Source organism: Bifidobacterium breve DSM 20213 = JCM 1192 (genome assembly GCF_001025175.1).
GTDB lineage: Bacteria > Actinomycetota > Actinomycetes > Actinomycetales > Bifidobacteriaceae > Bifidobacterium > Bifidobacterium breve.
Genome location: NZ_AP012324.1, coordinates 329,786 through 355,631, shown reverse-complemented (window position 1 = coordinate 355,631; position 25,846 = coordinate 329,786). Strand labels below are relative to the sequence as shown.

Genomic DNA, 25,846 nt, shown 5'->3' with positions numbered 1-25,846 from the left:
AGCACATCTGGCTGGGGGTGGTCTCAGCTCACGGCCAAAACCACCCCCTCCGTCCGACTATTGCCGGGCAGCCCCCGCCAGCGGGGGCAAATACGTCACTCCACGGCGATGGCGTCGATCTCCACCAGTGCACCCTTGGGAATCATGTTGTTGCCAAAGGCCACACGTGCGGGCTTCACGGAACCGATGAACACCTCGGCGTAGCGAGCGTCCACTTCCTTGAAATCCTCAACGTTCTTCAGGTAAATGGTGGCACGACACACATGCTCAATGCCAGTACCGGCGGTGTCGAGAATATGCTTGATGTTCTTCAGCGCCTGCGCGGCCTGCTCGCCCGCGGTATCCCCTGCCAGCTCACCGGTGGTCGGATCAATACCCAGCTGACCGGACACGAACACGAAACCATTGGCCTTCACCGCCTGGCTGTACGCGCCCAGTGCGGCCGGGGCCTCCGAAGTAGCTACGGCTTCCATCTTCTCGCTCATTATGTGCTCCTCTTGTTGGATTAGTGAACCCGATTACGTAGCAGTTTACCGAGCGCAGGCACGCTTACGGATGCCACTGCCCGCCATGCGGCCATATTCCGCCTCACCGCCCGGGCGATATGCAGCAGAGCGCTTCCGGGATGCTTCACCACATATGCCAGAACGGCTGTTCCTTGCGACGCACACGCAGGCCCGCCGTAACCGCGAATCCCGTCACCAGAGACAGCGCCAGTACCATAGCGAGCAAGTGAACCGACCAATACCGCTGCGACCCGTTCCGGATCATCGCACACCTCCTCATGGGGTGAGTTCCACGACCTCAATCCACTTCATTATGCGTTCTTAAAACCCAACACAACAGCATTCCATGGGGTATTCATGGATGCCCTCAGGGAAAACTCAGGGAACCCTGAGCGAGCATGAAAAAGGGCTTTCGACATATGCCGAAAGCCCTACTGGTGGGCTTGATGGGGATCGAACCCACGACCTTCTGTTCCGGAGACAGACGCTCTATCCACTGAGCTACAAACCCGAGCAACTTCTTTACTGTACACCAACCATCACCCGCGCCAAGCCACTATCATCGAACAGCGCAGCCCAGCCGGCATCATGACCATATTGTGAGGCCAATCACCGGCAAAACCTAGGGAAACGCCGTAAACGGCTCTACAATGGGGTTATGTCGGAACCTACAGATGACTTCGAATACGAACGCCGCTTCTTCTGCCGCGAGCTGCCAGACGAATACAACGACGGCGACATCCCGACCCTCATCATCCAGAGCTACTACGTGCATGCCGACAACTATGCGCTGCGCGTCAGGTTGGTCTCACACAAGGTGAGCGTCAATATGACCCCTGACATCGACCCGATTGCCGTGCTGGATGAGCACCGCGAGCAGTTCTCGGAGGCCTTCGTTACCGTTAAGGGACCGTCCGTGGGCGGCACCCGATATGAAGTGGAGCGTGAGATTGACGCCCGCATTGCCGCGGAACTCATCAAGCGCGGCGGCGAAGTGGTTATCAAGAACCGCTATTCCGTATGGATTGCGGAGGACGGCTGGAGTGTGGATATGTTTGGCGGGCTCAATGCGCCTCTTATCGTGGCCGAGGCCGAACGATCGGGACCAGTAACCAATCTGACGATTCCGAAGTTCTGCGTTACCGAAATCACCGATCAGGCGCGATTCAACAATGACGGACTGGCTGCCAAGCCGTTCAGCACATGGGCCGACGACTTTGAAGAGGAGCTGGCTTTGGACGGGCCACGGTTCCAGCAGTATTTCGGGAAAAACCGGATGGCGTAACAGCCAGCTCAGCCGCAATTAAGGACGGGCTTTGCCCCGCAGCTTTCTGGCTCGACTATCGTCTCGCCCTCGCCTACAAACAGCCCACCGGGCTGTTTGCTTCACGGCTCGGCCTCACCCGAGGGAAGCCAAGGAAAATCAGTACATCAGGGTTGCGAGACGGCGACGGGCACGAGCTAGGCGCGGGTCGGTCGGCTCGGGGATGGTGAAGTACTCGAGCAGGCGCTGACGCACCGCCTCGAGATCGCCCTTATGGCCTGCGGCTAAGAAGTCAAGCAGACGGTCAAAAGCATCCTGGATCTGGCCGCCAATCATATCGATATCAGCCACGGCCAGTTGCGCTTCCACATCGTCGGGCGCAGCGGCTGCGGCGGCACGCACCTCGCGCACATCCGCGGAACCGGAACGGGCCAGCAAAAGCGCCTTGGCATGTTCGCGGGCGGCCAGCGCATCAGACGGATCGGATTCCATAACACGTGCATATTCAGCGGCGGCACCGGCGTAGTCGCCTTCCTCGGCTAAGCGATGAGCCTCAGCGTGCTCGGGAGGCACCTGCTCCGTATCAGCACCAGTCGCACCGGTACTCGCGGCAGCATCGGAATCAGGATCGCCGGAATACGGCGCAGTGCCGTTGACGCCGGACTGGGCAGCGGCCTGAATAATCTTGGGAATCACTTCGTCGGTGAGCTGCTTCAGCTCATCATCACCCGGCAGACCCTGTAGCAACGGCATCGGGCGACCGGAAATCAGCGCAAACAAGGCCGGCGCACCTTGCACTTGCAGTGCCTGTGCGATCGAAGGATTAGTCGCGATGTCAATGCGAGAGAGCTGAATCTGACCATTGAGACCATTCACCGCATCGCCCAGCGCGCGAGCCATCGAGAAAAGACGGTCGTCAGTGGGCACCCACAGCAACAGCAGAATCGGGAACGTGGCGGAGGTCTGCACCATCGCCTGGAAGGTGTTCTCGGTGGTGTCGATCACATAGCCACCAGCTGCCGGTGCGCCGCCAGCCTGTCCTGGCTCAGCCTTGACCTGATGCTTCAGCGCTTCCAAATCGACAGCACCCGCCAACGATACTCCTGGATTGAACTGCTGCTGATCAGCCATATATGCCTCCACATGTACGCGCACGATTCGCACGCCCGACAATCAAACAATGCTGGAATCGATTGTAGTGCCGATTCCCGCCGCGTAGCCATTCTTCCACTACGCGGTGAAATTCCCACCACGTAGTGAATCACCACCACGTGGTTACCCAAAACAGCGTTATTCTGCGAAAGACAAAATTCGTCTGACATCGCGGTGGGGAAATTACTACGTGGTGGGAACTTACAGCGCCTCGACCTTGACCGGAGTGCGGTCGGCACCCACGGCGGTGATCTGTTGACCGGAGTTGGCCGAAGGAATGTACAACGCCACCACGTTCACGTATGTGACCTTCATGGTGCTGGTGTACTTGTCGCTGTTGAACAGGATCTTCTCATCATCAGAGGCGGGCTGGGATTCGCGTCCGTCACCGGCCTGACGAGTCCACACGGAATCGACACGACCCACGACCAGATCGCCACCATCAGCCGTGCGCATCACCCACATCTGGTCGGGCGCGGCAGTGAAGGTCTGCTCCTGCGTGCCGTTGTTGCGGGCGATGCCTTCCTGCACGGTGTTGGTCAGTTCGACAATCTTCTGACGCAGCTGATCATCCGCGAATTGCGAGGCGAACTTGCTATTCGCACCGTTCTGCAGCACATCGGCATACTGGGTCAACGCATCGGCAGGCGTGGCCACCAGATTCTCATCCTTATCGGTACCCATTCTCGAACCGATGGTCGGCACCTCGAACTTCGGCAGCTGCGCTCCCTCAAACAGACGCGCCATGGCCATCAGCTTGTAATTCTGACGGGCTGATTCCTGATTCAGCACCAATAAACGCTTGGACTGCTGATCTTCAGTAGTGGTGGTGATGGTGAATACCGAGCGCGGCCAGCCGTCATCCGTGGGAATCACCACCTGGGCGATGTCCTTAGGAATGATCGCATACTTGGACATCGAGCCGCTTTTCTGGGCAATGGTGGCCTGGCTGGTGCGAATCTCCAGTTGAGGCCCGCCCATCACGGCCTTATAGCCGTCCGCGGATCGAGCCGCGTCGGCCTGATCAATCGTTTCCAAAATCTTGGTACGAATCTTCTTCTCCTGCGCCTCGGTCAAATCCGGCTGAGTCTTGGTGGATGAGTCAGCGGCCGGGGTGGGCAGCTGACCTTCGCAAGCGGCCAACGGCATAATCAGCGCGGCAACGGAGAGGGCGGCGACGCACAGTTTGTTCCAACGCATGCTCATCAGTTCTCCTCCTGGTTGTCCACATCATCGGCCGCGGAGCTATCCGAGGCTTCACTGTCATTGACTTCCTGAGCCAAACGGGAGAAGTATGCCTGCAACTCATCAGAAGAAATCACTGATGTCGACTCGGTATCCGTTATCGCCTCGGTCTCCCCCGCTTCGCCGGACTGCTGATCGGCGACCAAATTGCGGGACGCGGGATCGATAATCGTGGGAGATCCGACCGACTCGGCGGGCACGGTCTTCTTGGAACCGCGACGGTGTGCGGCATGGCGGCAACGCTTACGGCCGGTCGGCGGCACTTCAGCCGGAATCGAGCCGTTGCCAATAATTCCCTGTTCAACCTGTTCCGCGAACGACGGCCCCGTTGACGCAGTGGCCTTGCCCTCCACAATGCGCTTACGGCGCTTATGCGGCGGCATGGCGAACACGGACGCACACAACACCGCGATTACTGCCAGCAGACCGCCGGACAGGTAGAACGGCATGGCGAAATCGGGAACTTCAGAGCGCACCCAGTGCATGCTGATAGTGGCGGACGCCTTATGTGAGCCGAGATCCATGATGGCCACGGTCGAAGCGGCAGGATCTTTGCTATCAAAGGTCACCGAACCATTGCCGCACTTCACGGAAGTCCACATATCGGAGTCTTTGAATGCCACCTCGTTGGCGTCATCCGACGAGCCCGATTGGTTTTTGATGGGTTCACCCTTCTGAACGCCGAGCTCGGTCCAAGAAGTCAAACCGCTGATGCGCTGATAGGACTTCTCGCTTGCTACCCAACCGGCTGCATCCTTGGTGGAGGCCAAGGCTACGCATGTCTCATCCTTGGACGAGGAGGACTTCACGGTCATCGTCGTGTTCTTATCCAACAAGGTGAGCACGCCGGGATCGGTAACCACATAGCGAGAACCGGTCACGTTGGCAGATGCGGTGATCTCGCTGGAAGGCTTCCATATCGTGGCGTTCAGCACTCCGAGCACAATCGCCGCCACAGCCAGCAGACCGAAAATAGGCGTTACCACGCCGCGCATGATCATGGCATGACGAGTCGGGCGCTCGGACTTTTGCGTCTCGGCGTCTTCCATACTCTCGGTGCTCTCAGCATCGACACCTTCGGCACTCTCAGTATCAGTACCATCGGCGGCATCGGCAACGTCATTGGCATCGATGACATCTGTCGAGTCGGTCACGTCACTGACTACGTCAGACTCCGTGGCCTCCTGATCTGGGCCCATTGCTTGTTCTTCAACACTCATAACGGTACTATTCTACAATCTTCACCTGTCTATTACCTAGAAAGGCTGAAAATCAGGGTTTACCGGTAGTGTGGTGTGCCATGCGTACTTTGTCTACCCTGACCAAAACCATAGCCGTTGCCTGCTCGCTGATCATGTGCATCTCGCTGGCCGGCTGCTCGAACTCGTCCGATTCCAAGAGCGACTCCTCGAAGTCGTCCTCTTCCAAGACGGCGAATCAGATTGCCGGCGTAACCGCCAAGGGCAAGCTGGGCGAGAAGCCGACCATCTCCTTCAAAGCCCCGATGACCGTGTCCGACGGCTCCTACGTGGTGCTGCAGAAGGGTGACGGCGACACAATCGAAGAAGGTGACCGCGTCTGCGCCCAGGGTATCGCCCTGAATGTCAAGGACGGCACCGAGCTGATGGATACGTGGACCAAAAATACGCCGGATTGCTCGCTCCTGGTCGATTCCTCCACCCTGTCTTCGACCTATTACGACCAGATCAAGGGCGCCAAGCTCAACACCACTATCGGTTTCGGTGTGAACGCCGAGGATTCTTCCGGCTACTCCTACATTCTGGCGATGACGTTCGTTTCCAAGTCCAAGGATCTGAAGAAGGCCACCGGCGAAGAGGTCAAGGACGTGCCGTCCAATCTGCCGAAGGTGACGCGTGCCAAGAACGGCAAGCCGTCGATCGACATGAACGGCCAAGGTGCGGTCGATTCGCTGGTTTCGCAGACACTGGTCAAGGGCACCGGCAAGGAAGTGACCGACAAAAACACTGTGGTGGTCAAGTACACCGGTTGGCTGACCGATGGCACCCAGTTCGACTCCTCTTGGGATAAGAACACCACACTTGAGGCTGACATGTATTCCGGCGGCCAGCACGGTGTGATCGAAGGCTGGCAGAAGGGTCTGATTGGTCAGACCGTCGGCTCCCAGGTGCTGCTGGTGGTTCCGCCGGATCAGGCTTACGGCAACAAGAAGCAAGGCTCGATTCCCGCGAACTCCACGCTGGTATTCGTAGTGGATATTCTCGCCGCGTATTAAACACTCAGCAAATAGCGTTGCCCCCGCTGGCGAGGGCTGTCAGCAAAAGCTGACTGGGGGTGGTTTACGTTGGGGACCATCCCCAGTCGACTCACGGCGACAGCCCCCGCCAGCGGGGGCAACTTTGCATTCAGAACAGCCTGAGGCTATCGTCCTCCGTGCCTTTCATATCGTCGTAGTCGAGGATGAGGCAGGTGAAGCCGCGATCCTTGGCCAACACCTGGGCCTGCGGCGTAATGGTCTGTGCAGCGAAGATGCCATGCACCGGGGCCAATAGCGGGTCGCGATTCAGCAGCTCGCAATAGCGGGTCAACTGTTCGACGCCGTCGATGCCGCCGTGACGCTTGATTTCCACAGCCACATGCTCGCCCTCGGCGTTGATGGCCATGATGTCCACTGGACCGATGGCTGTCGGATATTCACGGCGTACCAACTTAGCGCCCTTGCCGATACGTTCGATCTGCTCGGCCAAGTATCGCTGCAGATGGTCTTCCACACCGTCCTTGATGAGGCCAGGATCTTCGCCCAAGTCATACGTCTCATCGGAATAGATGTGCTGCAACGTCACTTCCAGAATGTCCGAACCCTTATCGGCGCTCACACGCAGCACTTTTTCCGGCACCGGCGTATCCACATCATCATCAGCACCATCGGGCGTAATGTCCTTCAGCGTGCAGGGTGCGGTCATCCAGTTGAGCGGCTTATAGGAGCCCAGCTCAGAAAAAATCAACAGACTGGAATCGGCCTTAATCAGCAGCACGCGCTTGGCCAGCGGCAGCGAGGCATTCAGACGGCCGGAGTACTCCGCAGAACAGTCGGCAACAATAATTCGCATAGGCCACCACTGTAGCGCAACACATAGCAAAAGGGACTCTCTGGAAACCAGAGAGCCCCTTTACAGGGTCACAGCGAAGTGAATGTCACTCAGCAATGCCGGAGTACTGGACGTCGTGGCCGCGCTCGACCGCCACAGTGAGTTTGTTCGAGTCGAAGGAGATGAATCCGTCGGTCACCTCGAACATGTGGCGATCGCCATCGGGCTCAACCACGGTGAGCGTACCCTGCTTGATCACCGTGAGCACAGGCTCATGGTCGGGCAGGATGCCCATGCCGCCTTCGGAGGCGGGAATGGTCACGCTCGCCGCGTCGCCATGCCACACGGGGTGGTCGGCAGCGACGATGTTGACCTTCATCGTGGTTTTTTCCGCGGCCATCACGCACCCAGTTCCTTCTGCATGTTGTGCCACTTCTCTTCGAGGTCGTCGATGCCACCGATGCCGGAGAATGCCTGCTCCGGAACGTCGTCGTACACGCCGTCGCAAATGCGGGTGAAGGCTTCGATGGTCTCGTCGGCCGGCACGTAGGAGCCGGGACGACCGGTGAACTTCTCAGCCACGTAGAAGTTCTGGCCGAGGAACTGCTCGATCTTACGAGCACGGTTCACGGTGGTCTTGTCCTCTTCGCCGAGCTCGTCGATACCGATCAGGGCGATGATATCCTGCAGCTCCTTGTTACGCTGCAGGATCGCCTTGACGCGGTTGGCGCACTCGTAGTGAGCCTGGCCCACGTAACGCGGATCAAGGATTCGCGAGGTGGAGCTCAGCGGGTCCACTGCCGGGTAGATACCCTTGGAGGCAATGTCACGAGAAAGCTCGGTGGTTGCATCCAAGTGGGCGAAGGTCGTGGCCGGAGCCGGGTCGGTGTAATCATCGGCAGGCACGTAGATGGCTTGCAGCGAGGTGATCGAGTGACCACGGGTCGAGGTGATGCGCTCCTGCAGGGATCCCATCTCATCGGCCAGGTTCGGCTGGTAACCCACGGCGGAAGGCATACGACCCAGCAGGGTGGACACCTCAGAACCGGCCTGGGTGAAACGGAAGATATTGTCGATGAACAGCAGCACGTCCTGGTTCTGCACGTCACGGAAGTACTCAGCCATGGTCAGTGCGGTCAGCGGCACGCGCAGACGGGTACCCGGCTGCTCATCCATCTGGCCGAAGACCAGTGCGGTCTTCTCGAGCACGCCGGCCTCGCCCATCTCGCCGATCAGATCGTTACCCTCACGGGTACGTTCGCCAACGCCGGCGAACACGGACACACCGCCGTGGTTCTGGGCCACGCGCTGAATCATTTCCTGAATCAGCACGGTCTTGCCCACACCTGCACCGCCGAACAGACCGATCTTGCCGCCCTGCACGTACGGGGTCAGCAAGTCGATGACCTTGATGCCCGTCTCGAACATCTGGGTCTTGGACTCCAGCTGATCGAAGGCCGGCGGGTTGCGGTGGATAGGCCAGCGCTCGGTGACGGTGATGGTCTCATCCGGCTTCTTGTTGAGGATGTTGCCGGACACGTCGAAGACGTGGCCCTTGGTCACATCGCCGACCGGCACGGAAATCGGGGCTCCGGTGTCGGAGACCAAAGTGCCACGGACCAGGCCGTCGGTAGGCTTCAGAGCAACGCAACGAACCGTGGAATCACCGAGGTGCTGTTCGACCTCAAGGGTGATTTCAGTGACCTTTGCCTCGCCCTCTTCCTTGGCACCGGTGTTGACGATCTTTACTTTCAGGGCGTTGTAGATGTCGGGCAGATGACCCACCGGGAATTCAACGTCAATAACCGAGCCCTGGACGCGGGTGACGCGACCGTCGGTAGGCTCGGCCGCTGTGGTCTGGTTGTCAGCCATATGCGTTCCTACTCTTCCTCTTTGTTCAGCGCGTCGGCGCTGCCGATGATTTCGGTAAGTTCCTGGGTGATCGAGGCCTGACGCGAGGCGTTGAGCTTGCGGGTAAGGTCATCGATCAGGTTATGAGCGTTGTCGGTAGCCGTGTGCATGGCGTTCTGCCTGCTTGCGGTCTCCGATGCGGCAGCTGTCAGCAGGCATTCGTGGATACGGGACTGGATGTACTTCGGCAGAATGGCATCCAACACTTCCTCGATGCTCGGCTCGAAGGTGTACAGCGGAGCCACGTCCGCCACAGCCGGAGCCTCTTCATCAGGAGCGGGGACCTTGGCCTCGTTCTCCACGATCTCGACGGGCAGCATGCGCAGTACGCGCACCTTCTGCACCACCATGTTGATGAACTCGGTGTAGACGATGTAGAGTTCGGAAACTCCACCCTGCTCCGCCGGCTTCATGTAGGCATCCATCAACGTGCTGGAGATGGTTTCAGCAATTTCCACGCCGGGCTGGTCGGTGTCGCCTTCCCATGTGGCCGCGATGTCACGGTTGCGGTACTTGTAGTACGTCGAACCGCGACGTCCGTACACGAACAGCTCCGGCTGCTTGCCGGCCGCATCAAGGCGGGCGAGCAGCGATTCCGTTTCACGGATAATCGAAGAGGTGTACGGGCCGGCCATGCCACGATCCGAGGTGAGGGCGAGAACAGCCACGCGAGGGTTGTTCTCGTCCTTCACTGCGATCGGATGCGTGATATGGGTGTGTGCCACCAACGCTTGCACGGCATCGAAAATCGCATCAGTGTACGGCTTCGCGTTCAGGGCCACATCACGGGCCTTGGCAATGTGCGAAGACGCGATCATCTCCTGAGCGTTGAAAATCTTGGCCAACGACTCAGTGGAGTGGATGCGTGATTTCAATGCGAGTTGCGAGCCCATGGCTTACTTCTCTCCCGCCACGATCTTTTCCTGATCGACCGGCGCTGCCTTGGCAACGTCCGGCTTCTTCTCGACCAGCGGCTTGCCGTTGGAGGAAACGAAGGTCGAACGGAATTCGTCCACGGCCTTATCGAGGGCAGCCTCGGTATCGGCGGTGAAGTCTTCGGTCTCGCGGATGGTCTTCAGGATGTCGGTGTTGTGGTCGATGTAGTCCAGCAGTCCCTGCTCGAACGGAAGCACGTCGGACAGCTCGAGGTCATCGAGCTTGCCGTGGGTGCCGGTCCACACAGACACGACTTCCTGCTCCATGGAATACGGGTGGAACTGCGGCTGCTTCAACAGCTCGGTCAGGTGAGCACCACGGGTCAGCTGGGCCTTGGATGCCGCATCCAGATCGGAGGCGAACATGGCGAAGGATTCCAGCGAGCGGTACTGCGCCAAGGAGATCTTCAAGGTACCGGAGACCTTCTTCAGAGCCTTGGTCTGTGCGGCGCCACCGACTCGAGAGACCGAGATACCGACGTCCACGGCGGGGCGCTGGTTGGCGTTGAACAGATCGGACTGCAGGAAGATCTGGCCATCGGTAATGGAGATCACGTTGGTCGGGATGTAGGCGGACACATCGTTCGCCTTGGTCTCGACGATTGGCAGACCCGTCATCGAACCGCCGCCCAGGTCATCGGAGACCTTGGCGCAACGTTCGAGCAGACGAGAGTGCAGGTAGAACACATCGCCCGGGTAAGCCTCACGCCCCGGCGGACGACGCAGCAGCAGGGAAATCGAACGATAGGCCTCTGCCTGCTTGGACAGATCGTCGAAGACGATGAGCACGTGCTTGCCGTTGTACATCCAGTGCTGGCCGATGGCCGAGCCGGTGTACGGGGCAATGTACTTGAAGCCAGCGGAATCAGCTGCCGGGGAGGCCACGATGGTGGTGTACTCCATGGCACCGGCGTCTTCCAGGCTCTGCTTCACCGAAGCGATGGTGGAGCCCTTCTGACCGATGGCCACGTAGATGCAGCGAACCTGCTTCTTCGGGTCGCCGGATTCCCAGTTGGCCTTCTGGTTGATGATGGTATCGATCGCGATGGCGGTCTTACCGGTCTGGCGGTCGCCGATGATGAGCTGGCGCTGGCCGCGACCGACCGGGGTCATTGCATCGATGGCCTTCAGACCAGTGGACAGCGGCTCGTCGACTGGGTGGCGGTGCATCACGTCGGGTGCCTGCGCCTCGAGGATACGGCGGCCTTCGATGCCCTGGATCTCGCCCAGGCCATCAATCGGGTTGCCCAGCGGATCCACGACGCGGCCGAGGTAGCCGTCGCCGACAGGCACGGAGAGCACTTCGCCGGTACGGCGCACTTCCTGGCCTTCCTCGATTCCAGCGAAATCGCCGAGGATAACCACGCCGATCTCACGGGCGTCAAGGTTGAACGCCAGGCCGAGCGTGCCGTCTTCGAACGTCAGCAGCTCATTGGCCATGCAACCAGGCAATCCCGTCACGTGCGCAATGCCATCACCGGCCGTGGCGACATAGCCCACTTCCTGGGTGGGGGTGTCGCTCGGCTTGTACGACGCAACGAAGTCGTCGAGGGCCTTGCGAATCGAGGCGGGATCGATGGTCAGTTCTGCCATGATCACTCCTTCTATTGGTTATTGTTCAGTCAAGTCTTTTGCTTGTGTTGGGCGGATGGGCTCAGCTCTCAGACCGGGCTTGCTTCCGTCTGTACCCTGCGGTGCAGGTTCTGCAGCTGTGCGACCACGGTGTTGTCCGTGACTTCGTCGCCCACCTGAATGCGCATGCCGCCCAGTACGGTCGGATCGACCACCGAGTTGATGTGCACCTGACGTCCCACCTTGGCGGAGTAGACATCGATCAGTCGCTTGATCTGCTCTTCCTTCAGCGGGGCTGCGGTGGTCACGGTGATCATCGACTGGCCCATATGGCGGGAGAACTTTTTGATCAGCCACTGGATGGTTTCCAGATAGCGGCGGCGACGCAGGTTGCAGGTGGCGTGCTCGGCAAGCCTCATCGTGACCTTGTTCAGATTCTTATCTCCGAACAGCTCACGGAACAGCTTGACACGAACCTCGCTGGGGGCTTGGTCGTCGTAAAGCTTCGAGCGCACAACCGGCAAATTCAGCAAAGAGGAATGCAGTCGGGACAGCTCGATGGATACGTGCAACGTGGAGTCAGTGGCGTCGGCGTAGTACATCATGGCGTCCACACCGAAGTCCTCTACTGCATTGGCGATATCCCTGGCACGGCTCCAACGGCGGGAGACCAGATCAGTCATGATCTCTGTGGTCATCGGGTGCACCTGATCGCCGACCATCTCCTTGAACACGACCACCTTATCGGCAGTCGGGCGGGATGGGTCGGTCAGTGCACGCTCCAGCTGAATGTTGTTGTCCAGCGCGCTGGTAATCGTGAACAGTTCGTTGCCGATCCGCCACGCGTCCTCATGGGTGTCGCGCAGTTTCGGGGCCAGCGAATCACGCGACTCGCGGTCTGCAATACGAGATGCCTCTCCTCGCATGGTCACCTCCCTTTCTGGTTACGAATGGTCACAGTCACTTCTTGGCGTCCAGATCGTCGATCATCGAATCGATCATCGAGGACTGCACGTCGTTGTCTTCCAGCTTGGCACCGAGGATCTTGCCGGCAAGCGCGGTGGCAAGAGCACCGACCTCGCCCTTGAGCGAGACGATGGCCTGCTGCTGCTGGGATTCGATCGAGCGCTGCGCGGAAGCGGTGATTTGAGCCGCATCGGACTCGGCACGAGAACGGGCGTCGGAGATGATGTGGGACGCCTCAGCACGGGCGTCGTCGCGAATCTTGGCGGCGTCCACACGGGCGGTGCTCAGCTGGGCCTCATACTTGGCCTTGGCTTCGTCCGCATCCTTCTTAGCCTGCTCCGCCTTGGCGATGTTGCCTTCAATCTTGGCGGCGCGCTCGTCGAAGATCGCATTGAACTTCGGCATGAAGAACTTGTAGAAGAACACCGCAACGATGACAAGAATGATCAGCGACCATACGATGTCATAGGTCTCGGGAATGAACAGATCAATTCCGCCTTCTGCGAGCGTCATTATGAAGTCCTCCTTTCACTGGTGGATTCGTTTTGCCTTCTGTATTCGACTGAGAAAACGTTCGATCAGTGGAACATCAGGGCGGTAACGAAGCCGATCAGTGCCAGCACCTCGACCAGAGCCAGGCCGATGAACATGATGGTCTGGATCTTGCCGGACATCTCAGGCTGACGAGCGGTGGATTCCATGGCCTTGCCGAAGAGGATGCCCAGACCAATGCCAGGGCCAAGAGTACCGATACCGTAACCGATGACGGACAGGTTGCCGGCGACCTCTGCGAGGGTGATGATATCCATTGTGTTTCCTTTCTAACGTACTTGGCGACGTTATAAATTTTTGATTTTCGATCCCGCCATATTAGGCGAGACCGGGTTCCGAAGTCGAGACAGCGCCTCACTCCTCCGGGAAGCTCAGGTTGATGTACACGGTGGAAAGAATCGCGAAGACATAGGCTTGCAGGAAGGCGACGAACGCCTCGAAGCACGTCATGGCGAAGCCACCGGCGAACCACAGCGCACCCACCGGGATGCCCTGCAGCTTGTTGGCCGCGTCAACCATCCAGTACTGCGCGAAGGCCAAGCAAGTGGCGACCATAAGGTGGCCAGACACCATGTTGGCGAACAGACGGATAGTCAGGGAAGCCGGGCGAATGATCAACAACTCAAGCAGGTTGATCGGGGCCAGCAGGAAATAGACCGGCCACGGCACACCAGGCGTGAACAGCTCGTGGCGCAGATAGTGACCGAGACCCTGCGAGCGGGCTGCGGTGACCCAGTACTGAATCAGGGTCCACAGAGCGAACACCAACGGCATGACCACCGTGGCGGTGGCAGCCATGTTCATACCAGGGATGACGCCGCACAGATTGAAGACAAAGATCGTGAAGAAGATGGTGGTAATCATCGGCACGTAGCGCTTGCCACGAGCCTCACCCATCACGTCATAAACGACCTTGTCACGCACGAAGTCAAGACCGTACTCGACCACACCCTGCCAACGGCCGGGGATGAGCTTGGCATGCTTGGCGGTAATACCGAGCACCACCAACAGTACGACGGTGGCCACGATGCGGATCAGGATAATACGGTTGATGGCAAACGGAGTGCCCTGGAACAGGATCTCCGGGGGTAGGAAGTCGTTGACTGAGGGCAGATGAGCGCCCTCGTTCGCCAACAGCAATCCTGCGCCGAACGAACCGACCATATTCACGCCTCCTGCTTCTTCAATGTCAGGTGTCAGTTTAAACCCACCGGGCGGGCGAATGTGACGGACTCGTTACTTTCGTCGTCTCGATGCGGAGTCTGCTGAGCGTGGACACGGAGTCAGCGCTGGGCATTCGACTCCGAATGACTGAAGAGTGATTATTTGCCTGTGTCTAGACAAAGTCAAGCCCACCTCGGCGCGTCTTTTCTCATCCCTACTGCCGTAAGGCTTTTCCCGGCACTTCGCGAGTGTTGTTTGATATTAGTCGCATCTCGCCGATGTGTAGGATTATGTTCATTCAATCGTCCGTATCGTGAACAGATTACAGTCCACTGTGCGAACGATCAGCCCTCAATAACGCCGTAGCCGTCGTTGAGGAACGGCTTGAAATCATCCTCGCGCGGACCGCCGGGCTCATGGCGAATCGAACGATCAGTGCCGAGCTTCTTTTCGGCACGCAGCCCCGGAACCTCGGTCAGGTCATACGGCGTGGTCTGGTACACCCAGTTCAACCAGTTGCGCCACAGCAGGTTCGCATGTGCTCGCCAGGCGAACAGCGGCTCCAGTTTCGGATCATCATGCGGGAAATAGTTCTGCGGGAACGGCACATTGGTCAGCCCCTTGGCCATATCGCGCTCATATTCTTCGGCAAGCGTGTATTTGCCGTATTCCCAGTGGCCGAGCGCAAACACCTCGGAGAAGTCGCGCGTGGCGATGAGCCCTGGCCCCGACTGCGGACCCCATGTCAGAATCTGCAGATTGCGGTTGGCACGCACCTCATCCTCATTCACGCCGGCCAGACGCGAGTGCGGCTGCAGTGCAATTTCGTCAAAACCGTTGGTCAGGAAGCAGTACTCATCCTGCAAATACTGGGGGAATACGCCGAAGATCTTTTCGGCGTAATCCACCTTATGGATGCCGTAACGCTCGTACAGCGCGCCCATGGCACCCCAGCACAGATACATGGTGGAGAACACGTGCGTGGACGCCCAGTCAAGAATCGTCTTGAACTCGTCCCAATAGTCCACGTCCTCGAATGGCATATGCTCCACGGGAGCACCGGTCACCACGAAGCCGTCGTAGTAGTTGTCGCGGAAGGCGTCGAGATTCTCGTAGAACTTGACCAGATGGTCGGCGGAGACATGCGTGGCCTCATGCGTGGAGGTCTTCATGAAGTCGATCTCGACCTGCAACGGCGATTTGGAGATCAGACGCAGCAATTGCGTCTCGGTTTCGATCTTCTTGGGCATGAGGTTCAGAATCACCAGTCTGAGCGGGCGGACGCGCTGACGCTCCGCCTCGGGCTTCTCGAGCGCAAAGATGCGCTCCGAGTCGAGAATGTCTCTGGCCGGAAGGCCACTGGGGATCTTGATAGGCATACCCTCTATTATGTCAATTTCTTGGATATCGCTCCCCGGCATTCCTATAACGGCCATTTATAGCGCGCTATTACTGTCTTTCTCGTTGGCCCCCTCTCCCGGAGAGGATTGCTGGAACCGATCGGCCGAGGAGAACATGCTCAGGGCCATGATTCAGCACAACACGCCGAGTTGACTTCCTGAAAATTGCCCCTATTGTAGATAAAGCTGTCTAAAAGACAAGCCGACGCGGGGTGGAGCAGCTCGGTAGCTCGCTGGGCTCATAACCCAGAGGTCCATGGTTCAAATCCATGCCCCGCTACCACATTCAGAAGGTCGGAATCCTATTGGGTTCCGACCTTCTGCGTTATGCCGTCTCACCGCCTGCGGCGCTTGACTATGGCAAGCATCGTACAGCCAACGGAAAGGAACGCAACCGCCACTGCGCTTGGCATGACCATGCTGATTCCAGTATGAGGCAGCTGCTCCTCAGATTCCACCGGTTCTTCCGGTTCTTCCGGCTCCCCCGGCTCAAACACACGCGTCCGCTCCCATGCATCGTCGTATCTACTCGCTGCCGGCATCACACGGTCATCGCCCGCAAATTCCCAGACGAACACATACCAGCCATGCTGATCGGCAACGATGTGCACCGGCTCGCCATGCGCGTCCAACGATCCCGCACCGAACTTGAACGTTCCGTTGCGCGCCGGAATCTCCCAAGATCCCACCAAGCGGTGATGCTCATCCTCAGCCGGCACTTCGGCGCCAGTCGGTTTATATGCCTCGTCATTGACGGCATCATCCGCATCGCCGGACCACCACACACTCACGGTGGCATGCGGGCGGTCAGCGCCGAATCCATACTCCTCATTGCCGGCGAACGACCCATGGTCGCTCGGGAAGCCGGACACGGTTATGGTGTCGCTCAATTCAGAACCCACATGAGCGGAATGCTCGGTCACCGTTGACTCGACCGCGACCTTGCGACGATTCACATTGCTTTCCGCAGCTTCAAGGAACGTGCTGGACCAGTCCCGAACAAGATACTGCTTGGCCTCATCGCTTTGCGAAGCACGACGGAACACCCACACCCACGTGCCGAAACTGCCCGTACCGGTTCCACCGCCATCGGCCCGATCCGCCTCACCTGCCAGATATGGCGTACTGCCACCAGGCTCGGTCATGGCTTGCACGCGCACAGTTTGTCCCGAACCGGTGAACGAAGTCTGGCCGTATGCCGATGGACGATACCCGGCTTGCTTGATCCTCGCCAGAAAACCATCGGCGCTTTCCTGCGAGCGCGGTTCGATGACCAAGCCCAAATCATCGGCAGTCAGACCATCAAAGTAGTACCCTTCGGCTTGCAAGGCGAGGTCTGGCACCCAGTGACTGCTGGAGTCGGCCACGCCACTGGTCACATCATCGAATATTGGGGAACCGGCATCGACCACTTTGTCCGAGACCGTGGTACTCACCATAGGAGCAAAGTCCTTGCGCACCGTAAATGTCGTTGCCGAACCGCCCGTCGAGACGAACGAATCAAGGCCCAGGAGCTGCTGAATGCCGTCCATAGTGCGCAAGCGCCCGTACTCGTAGGTGGTTTTTGCCGTTACTTCGCCGTGACCATCTGCTTCCCATGCAAGGTGCTGCACGGTAGCGGTGGATACACCTGAGAACGTAGCTTTTCCGGTACTCACAAAATGCGCCGGCCCCTCAAGCGTTACCGTGAATGGAACACCTTCCACAAGCTCACCGTTGTATCCCTTCACGCTCACCGCCACGGATCCGCTGCGCAGCGCCACGGCATCGATGCGTTCCACAACAACGTCCGCGGCCACTTTGTTTTCCGATTCCTGCCATATCTGTTCCGCACGCGGAATGATATCCGGGTGCTGCTGCCGGACGCTCTCCCGCTGCTGCGCCCACTGAGTGCCGATGCCGAAATGATCCTGGATAATCACCGCCACGGCCGCATGATCCCGCGCGCCAGCTTTTCGGTACTGCTCAAGAATCCAGGCCATGCGGCGTGCATTCTGGTCGTCTTTCAGCAATCGCACCGGGCCGACCGTGTAGTCGGTGATGGGCCCCGCTTCCATGCAGTAGTAATGGTTATTCGAGGTATCCAGCCCTATTACTCCCAAAGGCAGTGAAATACCGTGTGTAAACCGGATATGCAGATTCTGTTCGGAGGGTCTCAGCGACGCCGCATAGGCTTCGCCGGCCATACCCAGCACCATTGCCAGCGCCAATATCAATCCCGTCAGCATGGCCAGTATGGACATGCCCTTTCTCCGCCATGCCAATGCCATCGCGAGTCCTTTCTTCAATCTCTTGCTTGAACCGCACATCCTTGTGCGTGCGGATAGACCACGAGCATGGCAGGTTGGCGGCGTGCGGCACATGGTTTCAGGCCAATGTGGTTCGAGCTTGCGTTTTTTCGGCGAGTTGTGGATAACTGGGCTATCGAGTTATCCACTTCATGCCGTTTGCAGAACGTTTCGCCAGAAGTGTCCACAATGCGCGTCCCCGAGCTCAAGCCCTTTAGAATGGGCAGTATGGCAGCAGTACAACATCGCGCGACCACGCGCACAAGCAACAGCGACTCCACCAAGACCGCGAAGTCAAAGACGACCTCGTCCTCGAAAACCACTACCAAGCGCAAGCGGGCCCGCACCGCAACAGCGACTCCGCCGGCAGCCCTGCACGGCCTCGCCAGCGAGGCACCGGCTCCCACCATCGAAGTGAGCGAGCCGGGCCAGTTCGGCCGTATCAACGTCATGGACATCACCCCCGCCGAGGAACGCGGCATCTTCCCCGCCCGCGTGGAGCTCGGCGAGCCGTTCGAGATGACCGCTCAGGTGTTCATCGAAGGCCGCACCAAGGTAGGCGCCACCGCCATAGTGCGCAATCCGCGCGGCAAGGAAACCCTGCGACGCCCCATGACATGCGTGAACCCCGGTCTCGATCGTTGGGTGGTGACCGTCAAGTGCGGCGACCACAGCGATCTGAAGCCGTGGGAGGATGGCTATGCGGCCGTCAAACGTCAGCTGGGCGAATGGACCGTGACCGTCGAAGGATGGGAAGACACCTATATTTCCTGGCTGCATGATGCCCGCATCAAGGTTCGCGTTAAGGATGACGTGAACAATGCGCTCGATTCCGGCGCTGAACTGTTGGCTCGCTGGGCAGCAACCCCGGATGCCAATCTCACCGCACGAGACCGCAAGACTTTGGAGAAGGCCGCCGAAACCATGGCCGACGCTTCGCTCAGCGCCGAAGATCGCCTGGCCGCCGGAGACAATCCGCGCATCGCCACGCTGCACGACACCCACCCGCTGCGCGACGGCATCTCCCCCAGCCAGCCCCAGCGCTTCAAGGTAGAACGCCCGAAGTCCAGCTTCGCCGCCTGGTACCAGTTCTTCCCACGCTCCGAAGGCGCCACCATCAATCCCGCCACCGGCAAGATCGTGCAAGGCACGTTAAAGACTTCGATGGTCGGCCTGGAACGTGCCGCCGCCGAAGGCTTTGACATCGTCTACCTGCCGCCGATCTTCCCCATCGGCGTGACCAACCGTAAGGGCCGCAACAACTCACTGATCGCCGGCCCCGACGATCCGGGCTCCCCGTTCGGCATCGGCTCCGAACTGGGCGGTCACGACACGGTGGACCCGCTGCTTGGCACCATGGACGATTTCAAGGCACTGTGCCAGCGCGCGCACGAGTTGGGCCTCGAAATCGCACTTGACTTTGCCCTGCAGTGCTCCCCCGATCACCCGTGGGTCAAGGCGCATCCGGCATGGTTCAAACACAAGCCGGACGACACCATCGCCTTCGCCGAGAACCCGCCAAAGAAGTATCAGGACATTTATCCGATCGACTTCAACGCCGACATGGCCGGCATTGAGAAGGAAGTCGAGCGCATTATGAACCTGTGGATCGAGGCGGGCGTTACCATCTTCCGCATCGACAACCCCCACACCAAGCCGGTTCGTTTCTGGCAGGACGTGATTGCCGCAGTGACCAAAAAGCACCCGGAAATCCTGTTTCTGGCCGAGGCGTTCACCCGCCCGGGCATGATGCGCGCATTGAGCTACGTGGGATTCACCCAGTCCCACTGCTACTTCCCGTGGCGCAACACCAAGGAAGAGCTGGAGGAGTATCTGCCCACCACCAATGGCGATGACGGCTACTACCAGCACAACACCTTCTGGCCCACTACGCCGGACATCCTCACCGCATACGTGCGTGACAACGGCATCGCCGGCCACTGCGTGCGTGCGGTGCTGGCAGCCTTGGGCAGCCCAAGCTGGGGCATCTACAACGGCTACGAGCTTATCGAGAACAAGCAGCGCCCCGGCTTTGAGGAGCAGATCGACAACGAGAAGTACGAGGTCAAAGTCCGCGATTGGTCCAAGGCCAAGCAGTTCGGCGTGGCCGAGATGCTCACCTCGTTGAACAAGATTCGCCGTGCCCACCCGGCAGCACGCAGCTACCATAACCTCACCGTGCTGCAGTCCTCCGATCCGGGCGTGCTGGCATTCGCCCGCCATACACCGGCAGAGCTGACCGGCACCGGCCACGCGGACACGCTGATCGTGGTGGTCAACCTTGATGGACACAACGCCCATCAGGCAATGATTCATCTGGATCTTGATGAGCTGGGCTTACCCACCGATCGTCCGCTGAACGTACGTGACGAACTCACCGGTCGTGAATTCCAGTGGGGCTGGGACAACTACGTCTCGCTCGCCCCATGGGCGGACGTGGCCCATATCCTGTCCGTGCAGTGAAACGAAAGGCGGGCACGGCTATAGCCGGGGTGCCCGCCCAGTAGTAGTGTGTGTAACGAATAGTTTCCAAACAAGGAGATAACCAATGGCAGAAACCTTCAACGTCGTTGTGGAAATTCCGCGCGGCTCCAAGAACAAGTACGAAGTCGATCACGAGACCGGTCGCGTCTTCCTGGACCGTACCCTGTTCACCGCAATGGGTTACCCGGATGACTACGGCTACATCGACGGCACCCTGGGCGAGGACGGCGATCCGCTGGACGCTCTCGTGATGATTCCGAACTCCGTGTTCCCGGGCTGCGTGGTCGAGTGCCGCGCCGTGGGCCTGTACCACATGGTCGACGAGGCCGGCGGCGACGACAAGGTGCTGTGCGTGCCCGCCGACGTTCGTTTCGACGACATCAAGGACATCGACGACGTCAACGAGTACCACAAGGCCGAAATCAAGCACTTCTTCGAACAGTACAAGGCTCTGGAGCCGGGCAAGGAAGTCCTGCCGGGCGACTACTGGACTGGTGCTGACGCCGCCGAAAAGGAAATCATTGCCGCGCGTGAGCGTCTCGCGAACGAAGGCAAGTGATTCGATTCCGAATCGTCGGCGGGAGACCTCTCCGGAGGCCTCCCGCCTTTTTGGTTCGACGTGCATCGCGTGATATAGTGCTGGTGTATTTTTCAGCTAGGCGTAGGCGGCGTGTGGGAACGCTGGTCGAGGCCCATCGTCTGGAGTTCGGGCGATGAACCTTCCATCACATCATGATTGCGATAATCGTTCAGACCCTGCTCATTTCCGTCTCCGTCGCCATGGATGCGTTCGCCGTCTCCATCGGCAAGGGGCTCACCGTCTCCCGCGTAAGACCCGGGGATGCCGTCAGATCGGCGCTCTGGTTCGGCGGCGCCCAGGCCCTCTTCCTCATACTGGGGCATTACGCGGCCTCCGCATTCAGCGCGTATGTAACCGCATTCGATCATTGGATCATCTTCGGTCTGCTGGCGTTCATCGGCGGCAACATGGTGCATGAGGCATACGAGGAGGACGCGGAGAACGCCAAGGAGACCGCGCAATTCGACTGGAAGCACATGCTGCCGCTCGCCGTGGCGTGCAGCATCGACGCCTTCGCCGTAGGCGTGAGTCTGGCGTTCATGGCAACCAGCGTGCCGTTCGCCATCCTCTGCATCAGCGTGGTGACCGGCCTCTTCTCCGCGGCGGGCCTGTACATCGGGCGCGCCTTCGGCGCTCACTGGCAGAAACCCGCGCAGATCGCAGGCGGTGTGGTGTTGATTCTGATCGGCGTCAAAGTGCTGCTGGAGCATCTGGGCGTCATCGCGTTCTGACTTGCCGTCACGCATCTCGTCGCCACGGATGGCCATCAATGCTCGACGGCACCGTTCCAACGCCCGACGTAGGATTGACGTAGCGATTCGATTATCTGAGAGGCGTACCATGACCGAAATCACCTGGAAGGAATGCAAGAACAAGGTTCTGCGCATGCTGCTGGTCCAGCTGTCGGCCTACGCATTGCTCATCGCGGCCGCGGCCGTCACCCTGCTCGGCGCCGACCCCACCGCCCCCCGGGTCGTCGCCTGCCTGACGCTGGTCGTGTTCCTTGTCTTCTGGCCGTTGCGCGGCACGATGCTGGATCGCGTCGTCACCTTGCTGTTCGGCGCGGCCTCCCTGATGTTCGTCACCGTGCCGTTCCCCGCCGGCAAGGTGCCGCCGGACCAGACCGCCGCGGATGGTTCGACGCTTCCGTGGTATTCGTGGGCGTTGGCCATGGGCCTGCTGCTGGTCATGTTGGTGGTCTTCTCGTTCGGACGTCAGATGGCCCGCGAGAAGCGGGACCATCTCATCCGCGCCCTGTCCCACGCCGTGACTTCCGGTGTGGCGGCTCTCGCCGTGGCCGGCTGGTGCTTCCTGCCTGATTTGGGCGCAATGCTTGCCAAGGGCACCGTTGCGGGAACCGTTGCCCTGATCATCCTCATCGTTTTGGGACTGGCCTTGGCCGTGGCCTCCACGTTGTGGGTGCGCGACGCCGATCCGGACCCGGATATCCGCTATCCGTGGATCGGCACCGGCCTGATGTCGGTAATGCTGATGGGCGTGACCATCGCCGCAACCGCACTGGTGCTCGGCCGTATCATCGGTTGATGGACGTCCGCCGTTCCATATTCCGCAAACTTGTAACCTATGTGTCCACTACAAGCGCGTAGAATAATGAAAACTTTGCGAAAGCGGCATAACGCCGCTGACGACTCGTACGGCCACACTAAGCAATTGCGTAACACATTGCAGGATAAAGGGGGATTAGCGTGACGGATCTTACGTTGATGACTTTCGCCAGCGACCCCGCCACCGTTTTGCCATCACTCGCCCTGCTTTCTCATCGCGTCCGTGTACTGCCGATGGATGCAGCCAGCTTGGTGAAGATGCCGGAGAACACCATTCTGTTTCTGGATGCACGCGATGATCTGGCGACCGCCAAAACCTTGTGCCGCCTCATCCACGCTTCCGGCCTATCCACGCCGATCGTACTGGTGCTGACTGAAGGCGGCTTCACCGTGGTCAACTCCCAGTGGGGCATTGCGGATGTGGTGGTCACCACCGCTTCCCCGGCTGAAGTCGAGGGCCGATTGCGATTGGTCTCCGAGCGCGGCAACGCTCCCACAGCCGCAGCAGCCGGTTCTCCCGCCGAATCCACCGCCACGGTGGAAGATGGCCAGATTCGCTCCGGCGACCTCATCGTGGACACCAACGGCTATACCGCCTCCCTGCATGGACGCCCCATCGATCTGGCATACAAGGAGTTCGAACTCCTCAAGTACTTGGTGCAGCACCCCGGCCGCGTGTTCACCCGCGCCCAGCTGCTCCAGGAAGTGTGGGGCTACGACTATTACGGCGGCACCCGCACCGTTGACGTGCACATCCGTCGTCTGCGCGCCAAGCTCGGCGGCGAATACGAGCATCTCATCGGCACAGTCCGCAATGTAGGATATCGCTTCGATCCGCCGGAAAACGACAAGGGCGATGCCGCCGCACAACAGGCCGCCAAGGCATCCTCCATTGACGACGCTGCCGATACGGAAGAGACCGCCGCGTAACACGGCTCACAGGTTTCACCTCCCATGCGAGAAACCAAAACCGCGCGCATAGAGCGCATGCACAAGGAATACGACATCCTATGCCGTATGATTCCGCAACCGCAGTGCGCCCTGCATTTCACCTCCCCGCTTCAACTGCTTATCGCCACCGTGCTCAGCGCCCAGACCACTGACAAGCGTGTCAATACGGTCACCCCCGAACTGTTCGCCACGTATCCCACGGCTCATGATTTGGCAGAGGCCAACCCGGCTCAGGTCGAGGATATTATCCATCCGCTCGGCTTCTACCGGTCGAAAACCCAGCATCTCATCGGCTTGGCCACGGCATTGGACGAACGCTTTGACGGCCAGGTCCCACAATCGATGGATGAGCTGACCAGCCTGCCAGGCGTTGGCCGCAAAACCGCCAATGTGGTGCTGGGCAACGCTTTCGGCATTCCCGGCTTTCCCGTGGACACTCATGTGATGCGCGTCACCGGTCGTCTGCGCTGGCGATCGGATTGGCGCTCCACTCATCTGGATCCCGTGAAAATCGAGCGGGAGATTACCGCATGCTTCCCACCTGAAGAGTGGACGGATCTCAGCCATCGGCTTATCCTGTTCGGCCGATCCACCTGTCATGCCCGCACGCCGGACTGCGCCAACTGCCCGCTGGCCGCCACCTGCCCCAGCGCAGGCATCAGCGCGAAATAGCGTTCGGTAGCGCACTCTCGTTAGGCTGATGGGCATGCATAAGAGTCGCAACGAGTGGTTGAGATGGGTGGTCTTCCTAGTAGTCGCCGCAGTGCTTAGCGCACTGGTATGGGTCTGCTGGTCGGTAATCACGCGCAGTCATTCCATTCCGGGTCTACTGGATTCCGGCCCGGATACCAAGGTGTCCGTCGGTATTACCGATATGCCGCAATCGCTGGATATCCGTGCCACGGCATCGGCCTCGGCGGAACGTCTGCTGCTAGACAACGTGTACGAAACACTGCTGACCGTCGATCAGAACAACCAGCTCAAGCCGGGCGTGGCCACGGATTGGAAAACATCCGATGACGGGCTGACCTATACCCTGACCATCGCCTCCGGACTCACCTTCTCCAATGGGCACACGTTGGATGCCGGGGATGTGGTGTGGTCCCTGCAGCAGGCGATAACCCAGAAATATGCCGACGTGGATGATCTGGGCGATCTGAAGTCGGTCACTAATCCGAATGACTCCACCGTGGTCATCACTCTTGCGCAGACCAACCCCACGTTGCTGCGCGCCTTGTCCGGCAGGCTGGGCATTGCTTACGATTCCGAGGCAGGCGATGCCGACTATGCCAAGCAGGCGGTAGGCTCCGGCCCGTTCACCGTTGGCAAGTTCACGCCAGGGCAGTCGTTGACGCTCGATTACAACGGGGGCTACCACGGCACCAAGGCGCACGTCGGTACCGTGACATTCACCCAATATTCCGATGAAACGTCGCTGGCCGATGCCGTATCCGAGGGCACTATCGATATGGCCGCACCCGCCACCACCACCGTGGCATCGCAGATGAACGGCAAGGACGGTCTGACCGTCACCGAAGGCGCCACCACAGATAAGGTGCTGCTGGCGTTCAACAACAATTCCGATTCGATTATGTCCGATCAGAATGTGCGTACCACATTCCGATACCTCATCGATTCGGCCGGCATCGCCGCCTCGCAGTCGGATTCCAGCGGTGCGCTGGGAGGCCCGATCAGCCCGCTGGAACCCGGCTATGAGGATCTGACCGGCCTGTTCCCGCACGATATGTCCAAGACGCAAACGATGACCTCCTATTTCGGCCCCTATCTGACCACGGTGGATTTGGTGGTCACCGCGCAGTGGCAGCCGATGGCCGAAACCATCAAGCAGCAGATTGAACAGCTGCCGCGCCCCTCGGTGAATCTGGAAGTCGTATCTGACGAAGAATATGTCAAGCGTATTCAGGACGGCACTTGGGAACTGACCCTGATGAGCATGAATGGCACCGATGACGCCGGCACGTTTGCCGATCCGAATTCCATCTTCCACTACAACCATGCCGAGGTGCAGCAGGCCTATGCCGATGCCCGTGCCGCCACCAACGACGCCGATTATGCCGAGAAGATGAAGGTCTATGCGCGCAAGCTCAGCGAAGATGCGGCAAGCAACTGGCTGTATACGCGCAAATGCTTTACCGTGGCCTCCACCAAGCTTTCCGGATATCCGGCCGCGCTCATCGACCAGCGCATGCCGTTGGCCGACCTCACGGTGAAGTAAGGCTCCT

25 protein-coding genes and 2 tRNA genes are annotated in these 25,846 nt (G+C 59.4%); 10 read left to right on the top strand and 17 right to left on the bottom strand.

Features of this window, described 5'->3' with window-relative positions:
• Positions 1 to 95: 95 nt before the first annotated feature.
• The 3 genes from BBBR_RS01420 to BBBR_RS01415 form a co-directional block, all read right to left on the bottom strand.
• Entirely contained in the window at positions 96 to 485 is a 390-nt protein-coding gene (locus BBBR_RS01420; RefSeq protein WP_003828192.1) for a Rid family detoxifying hydrolase, read from the bottom strand.
• 145 nt (positions 486 to 630) lie between these two features.
• Positions 631 to 771, bottom strand: coding sequence for a hypothetical protein (locus BBBR_RS10820; protein ID WP_162832098.1), 141 nt, complete (start codon positions 769 to 771; stop codon positions 631 to 633).
• Positions 772 to 941: 170 nt separating this feature from the next.
• A tRNA-Arg gene (locus BBBR_RS01415) sits at positions 942 to 1,017 on the bottom strand.
• Between the two features lie 147 nt (positions 1,018 to 1,164).
• Here BBBR_RS01415 and BBBR_RS01410 point away from each other — a divergent pair.
• Positions 1,165 to 1,791, top strand: a complete 627-nt coding sequence (locus BBBR_RS01410; RefSeq protein WP_003828190.1) for a CYTH domain-containing protein — start codon at positions 1,165 to 1,167, stop codon at positions 1,789 to 1,791.
• A 138-nt stretch (positions 1,792 to 1,929) separates the two neighbouring features.
• Here BBBR_RS01410 and BBBR_RS01405 read toward each other — a convergent pair whose 3' ends face one another.
• The 3 genes from BBBR_RS01405 to BBBR_RS01395 form a co-directional block, all read right to left on the bottom strand.
• The gene (locus BBBR_RS01405) at positions 1,930 to 2,901 is read right to left on the bottom strand and encodes a tetratricopeptide repeat protein (protein ID WP_003828189.1); all 972 of its coding nucleotides are present in this window, start codon (positions 2,899 to 2,901) and stop codon (positions 1,930 to 1,932) included.
• 222 nt (positions 2,902 to 3,123) lie between these two features.
• On the bottom strand, positions 3,124 to 4,128 hold the full coding sequence (locus BBBR_RS01400) for a hypothetical protein (protein ID WP_003828188.1): 1,005 nt from the start codon (positions 4,126 to 4,128) through the stop codon (positions 3,124 to 3,126).
• A complete protein-coding gene (locus BBBR_RS01395; protein WP_016462197.1) occupies positions 4,128 to 5,366 on the bottom strand; it encodes a hypothetical protein in 1,239 nt (412 codons plus the stop codon). Before BBBR_RS01395 ends, BBBR_RS01400 begins: the two co-directional genes overlap by 1 nt.
• A 101-nt stretch (positions 5,367 to 5,467) precedes the next feature.
• Between BBBR_RS01395 and BBBR_RS01390 the strand changes: the two genes are divergently transcribed.
• A complete protein-coding gene (locus tag BBBR_RS01390; protein WP_003828186.1) occupies positions 5,468 to 6,421 on the top strand; it encodes an FKBP-type peptidyl-prolyl cis-trans isomerase in 954 nt (317 codons plus the stop codon).
• 130 nt (positions 6,422 to 6,551) lie between these two features.
• On the opposite strand, the gene nucS is transcribed toward BBBR_RS01390, so the two are convergent.
• The 10 genes from nucS to BBBR_RS01340 all read right to left on the bottom strand — a co-directional run bounded on the left by nucS (position 6,552) and on the right by BBBR_RS01340 (position 15,714).
• Positions 6,552 to 7,256, bottom strand: coding sequence for an endonuclease NucS (gene nucS / locus BBBR_RS01385; RefSeq protein ID WP_003828185.1), 705 nt, complete (start codon positions 7,254 to 7,256; stop codon positions 6,552 to 6,554).
• Positions 7,257 to 7,341: 85 nt separating this feature from the next.
• On the bottom strand, positions 7,342 to 7,635 hold the full coding sequence (locus BBBR_RS01380) for a F0F1 ATP synthase subunit epsilon (protein ID WP_003828184.1): 294 nt from the start codon (positions 7,633 to 7,635) through the stop codon (positions 7,342 to 7,344).
• A complete protein-coding gene (gene atpD, locus BBBR_RS01375; protein ID WP_003828183.1) occupies positions 7,635 to 9,107 on the bottom strand; it encodes a F0F1 ATP synthase subunit beta in 1,473 nt (490 codons plus the stop codon). Before atpD ends, BBBR_RS01380 begins: the two co-directional genes overlap by 1 nt.
• 8 nt (positions 9,108 to 9,115) lie before the next feature.
• Positions 9,116 to 10,039, bottom strand: a complete 924-nt coding sequence (locus BBBR_RS01370; protein WP_003828182.1) for a F0F1 ATP synthase subunit gamma — start codon at positions 10,037 to 10,039, stop codon at positions 9,116 to 9,118.
• Between the two features lie 3 nt (positions 10,040 to 10,042).
• Positions 10,043 to 11,674, bottom strand: coding sequence for a F0F1 ATP synthase subunit alpha (gene atpA / locus BBBR_RS01365; RefSeq protein WP_003828181.1), 1,632 nt, complete (start codon positions 11,672 to 11,674; stop codon positions 10,043 to 10,045).
• Positions 11,675 to 11,742: 68 nt separating this feature from the next.
• Positions 11,743 to 12,579, bottom strand: a complete 837-nt coding sequence (locus BBBR_RS01360; protein ID WP_003828180.1) for a F0F1 ATP synthase subunit delta — start codon at positions 12,577 to 12,579, stop codon at positions 11,743 to 11,745.
• Positions 12,580 to 12,613: 34 nt separating this feature from the next.
• Positions 12,614 to 13,132: a F0F1 ATP synthase subunit B gene (locus tag BBBR_RS01355; RefSeq protein WP_003828179.1), complete on the bottom strand. Its 519-nt coding sequence runs from the start codon at positions 13,130 to 13,132 to the stop codon at positions 12,614 to 12,616.
• A gap of 65 nt (positions 13,133 to 13,197) precedes the next feature.
• A complete protein-coding gene (atpE, locus tag BBBR_RS01350; protein WP_003828178.1) occupies positions 13,198 to 13,428 on the bottom strand; it encodes an ATP synthase F0 subunit C in 231 nt (76 codons plus the stop codon).
• A 97-nt stretch (positions 13,429 to 13,525) separates the two neighbouring features.
• Positions 13,526 to 14,335 (bottom strand): F0F1 ATP synthase subunit A, encoded by an 810-nt coding sequence (atpB, locus tag BBBR_RS01345; RefSeq protein WP_003828177.1) that lies wholly within the window; start codon positions 14,333 to 14,335, stop codon positions 13,526 to 13,528.
• A 344-nt stretch (positions 14,336 to 14,679) separates the two neighbouring features.
• Positions 14,680 to 15,714 carry a homoserine O-succinyltransferase gene (locus BBBR_RS01340; protein ID WP_014483418.1) on the bottom strand — a complete coding sequence of 345 codons (1,035 nt, stop codon included), beginning with the start codon at positions 15,712 to 15,714 and terminating at the stop codon, positions 14,680 to 14,682.
• A 227-nt stretch (positions 15,715 to 15,941) separates the two neighbouring features.
• Here BBBR_RS01340 and BBBR_RS01335 point away from each other — a divergent pair.
• Positions 15,942 to 16,018 (top strand) — tRNA-Met (locus BBBR_RS01335).
• 52 nt (positions 16,019 to 16,070) lie between these two features.
• Here the strand turns inward: BBBR_RS01335 and BBBR_RS01330 are convergent.
• Positions 16,071 to 18,005, bottom strand: a complete 1,935-nt coding sequence (locus tag BBBR_RS01330; protein WP_016462149.1) for a hypothetical protein — start codon at positions 18,003 to 18,005, stop codon at positions 16,071 to 16,073.
• A gap of 246 nt (positions 18,006 to 18,251) precedes the next feature.
• On the opposite strand from BBBR_RS01330, the gene BBBR_RS01325 reads away from it, so the two are divergent.
• From BBBR_RS01325 to BBBR_RS01295, 7 genes are all read left to right on the top strand, one after another.
• Positions 18,252 to 20,486 carry an alpha-1,4-glucan--maltose-1-phosphate maltosyltransferase gene (locus tag BBBR_RS01325; RefSeq protein ID WP_032738217.1) on the top strand — a complete coding sequence of 745 codons (2,235 nt, stop codon included), beginning with the start codon at positions 18,252 to 18,254 and terminating at the stop codon, positions 20,484 to 20,486.
• An 85-nt stretch (positions 20,487 to 20,571) separates the two neighbouring features.
• Positions 20,572 to 21,066, top strand: coding sequence for an inorganic diphosphatase (locus tag BBBR_RS01320; protein WP_003828172.1), 495 nt, complete (start codon positions 20,572 to 20,574; stop codon positions 21,064 to 21,066).
• A gap of 173 nt (positions 21,067 to 21,239) precedes the next feature.
• A complete protein-coding gene (locus BBBR_RS01315) occupies positions 21,240 to 21,818 on the top strand; it encodes a manganese efflux pump MntP (RefSeq protein ID WP_003828171.1) in 579 nt (192 codons plus the stop codon).
• A gap of 109 nt (positions 21,819 to 21,927) precedes the next feature.
• On the top strand, positions 21,928 to 22,632 hold the full coding sequence (locus tag BBBR_RS01310) for a hypothetical protein (protein WP_003828170.1): 705 nt from the start codon (positions 21,928 to 21,930) through the stop codon (positions 22,630 to 22,632).
• A gap of 179 nt (positions 22,633 to 22,811) precedes the next feature.
• Positions 22,812 to 23,582 carry a winged helix-turn-helix transcriptional regulator gene (locus tag BBBR_RS01305; protein WP_003828169.1) on the top strand — a complete coding sequence of 257 codons (771 nt, stop codon included), beginning with the start codon at positions 22,812 to 22,814 and terminating at the stop codon, positions 23,580 to 23,582.
• A 24-nt stretch (positions 23,583 to 23,606) separates the two neighbouring features.
• Positions 23,607 to 24,275: an endonuclease III gene (gene nth, locus BBBR_RS01300; protein ID WP_003828168.1), complete on the top strand. Its 669-nt coding sequence runs from the start codon at positions 23,607 to 23,609 to the stop codon at positions 24,273 to 24,275.
• Positions 24,276 to 24,309: 34 nt separating this feature from the next.
• Positions 24,310 to 25,839: an ABC transporter substrate-binding protein gene (locus BBBR_RS01295; RefSeq protein ID WP_003828167.1), complete on the top strand. Its 1,530-nt coding sequence runs from the start codon at positions 24,310 to 24,312 to the stop codon at positions 25,837 to 25,839.
• Positions 25,840 to 25,846 lie beyond the last annotated feature (7 nt).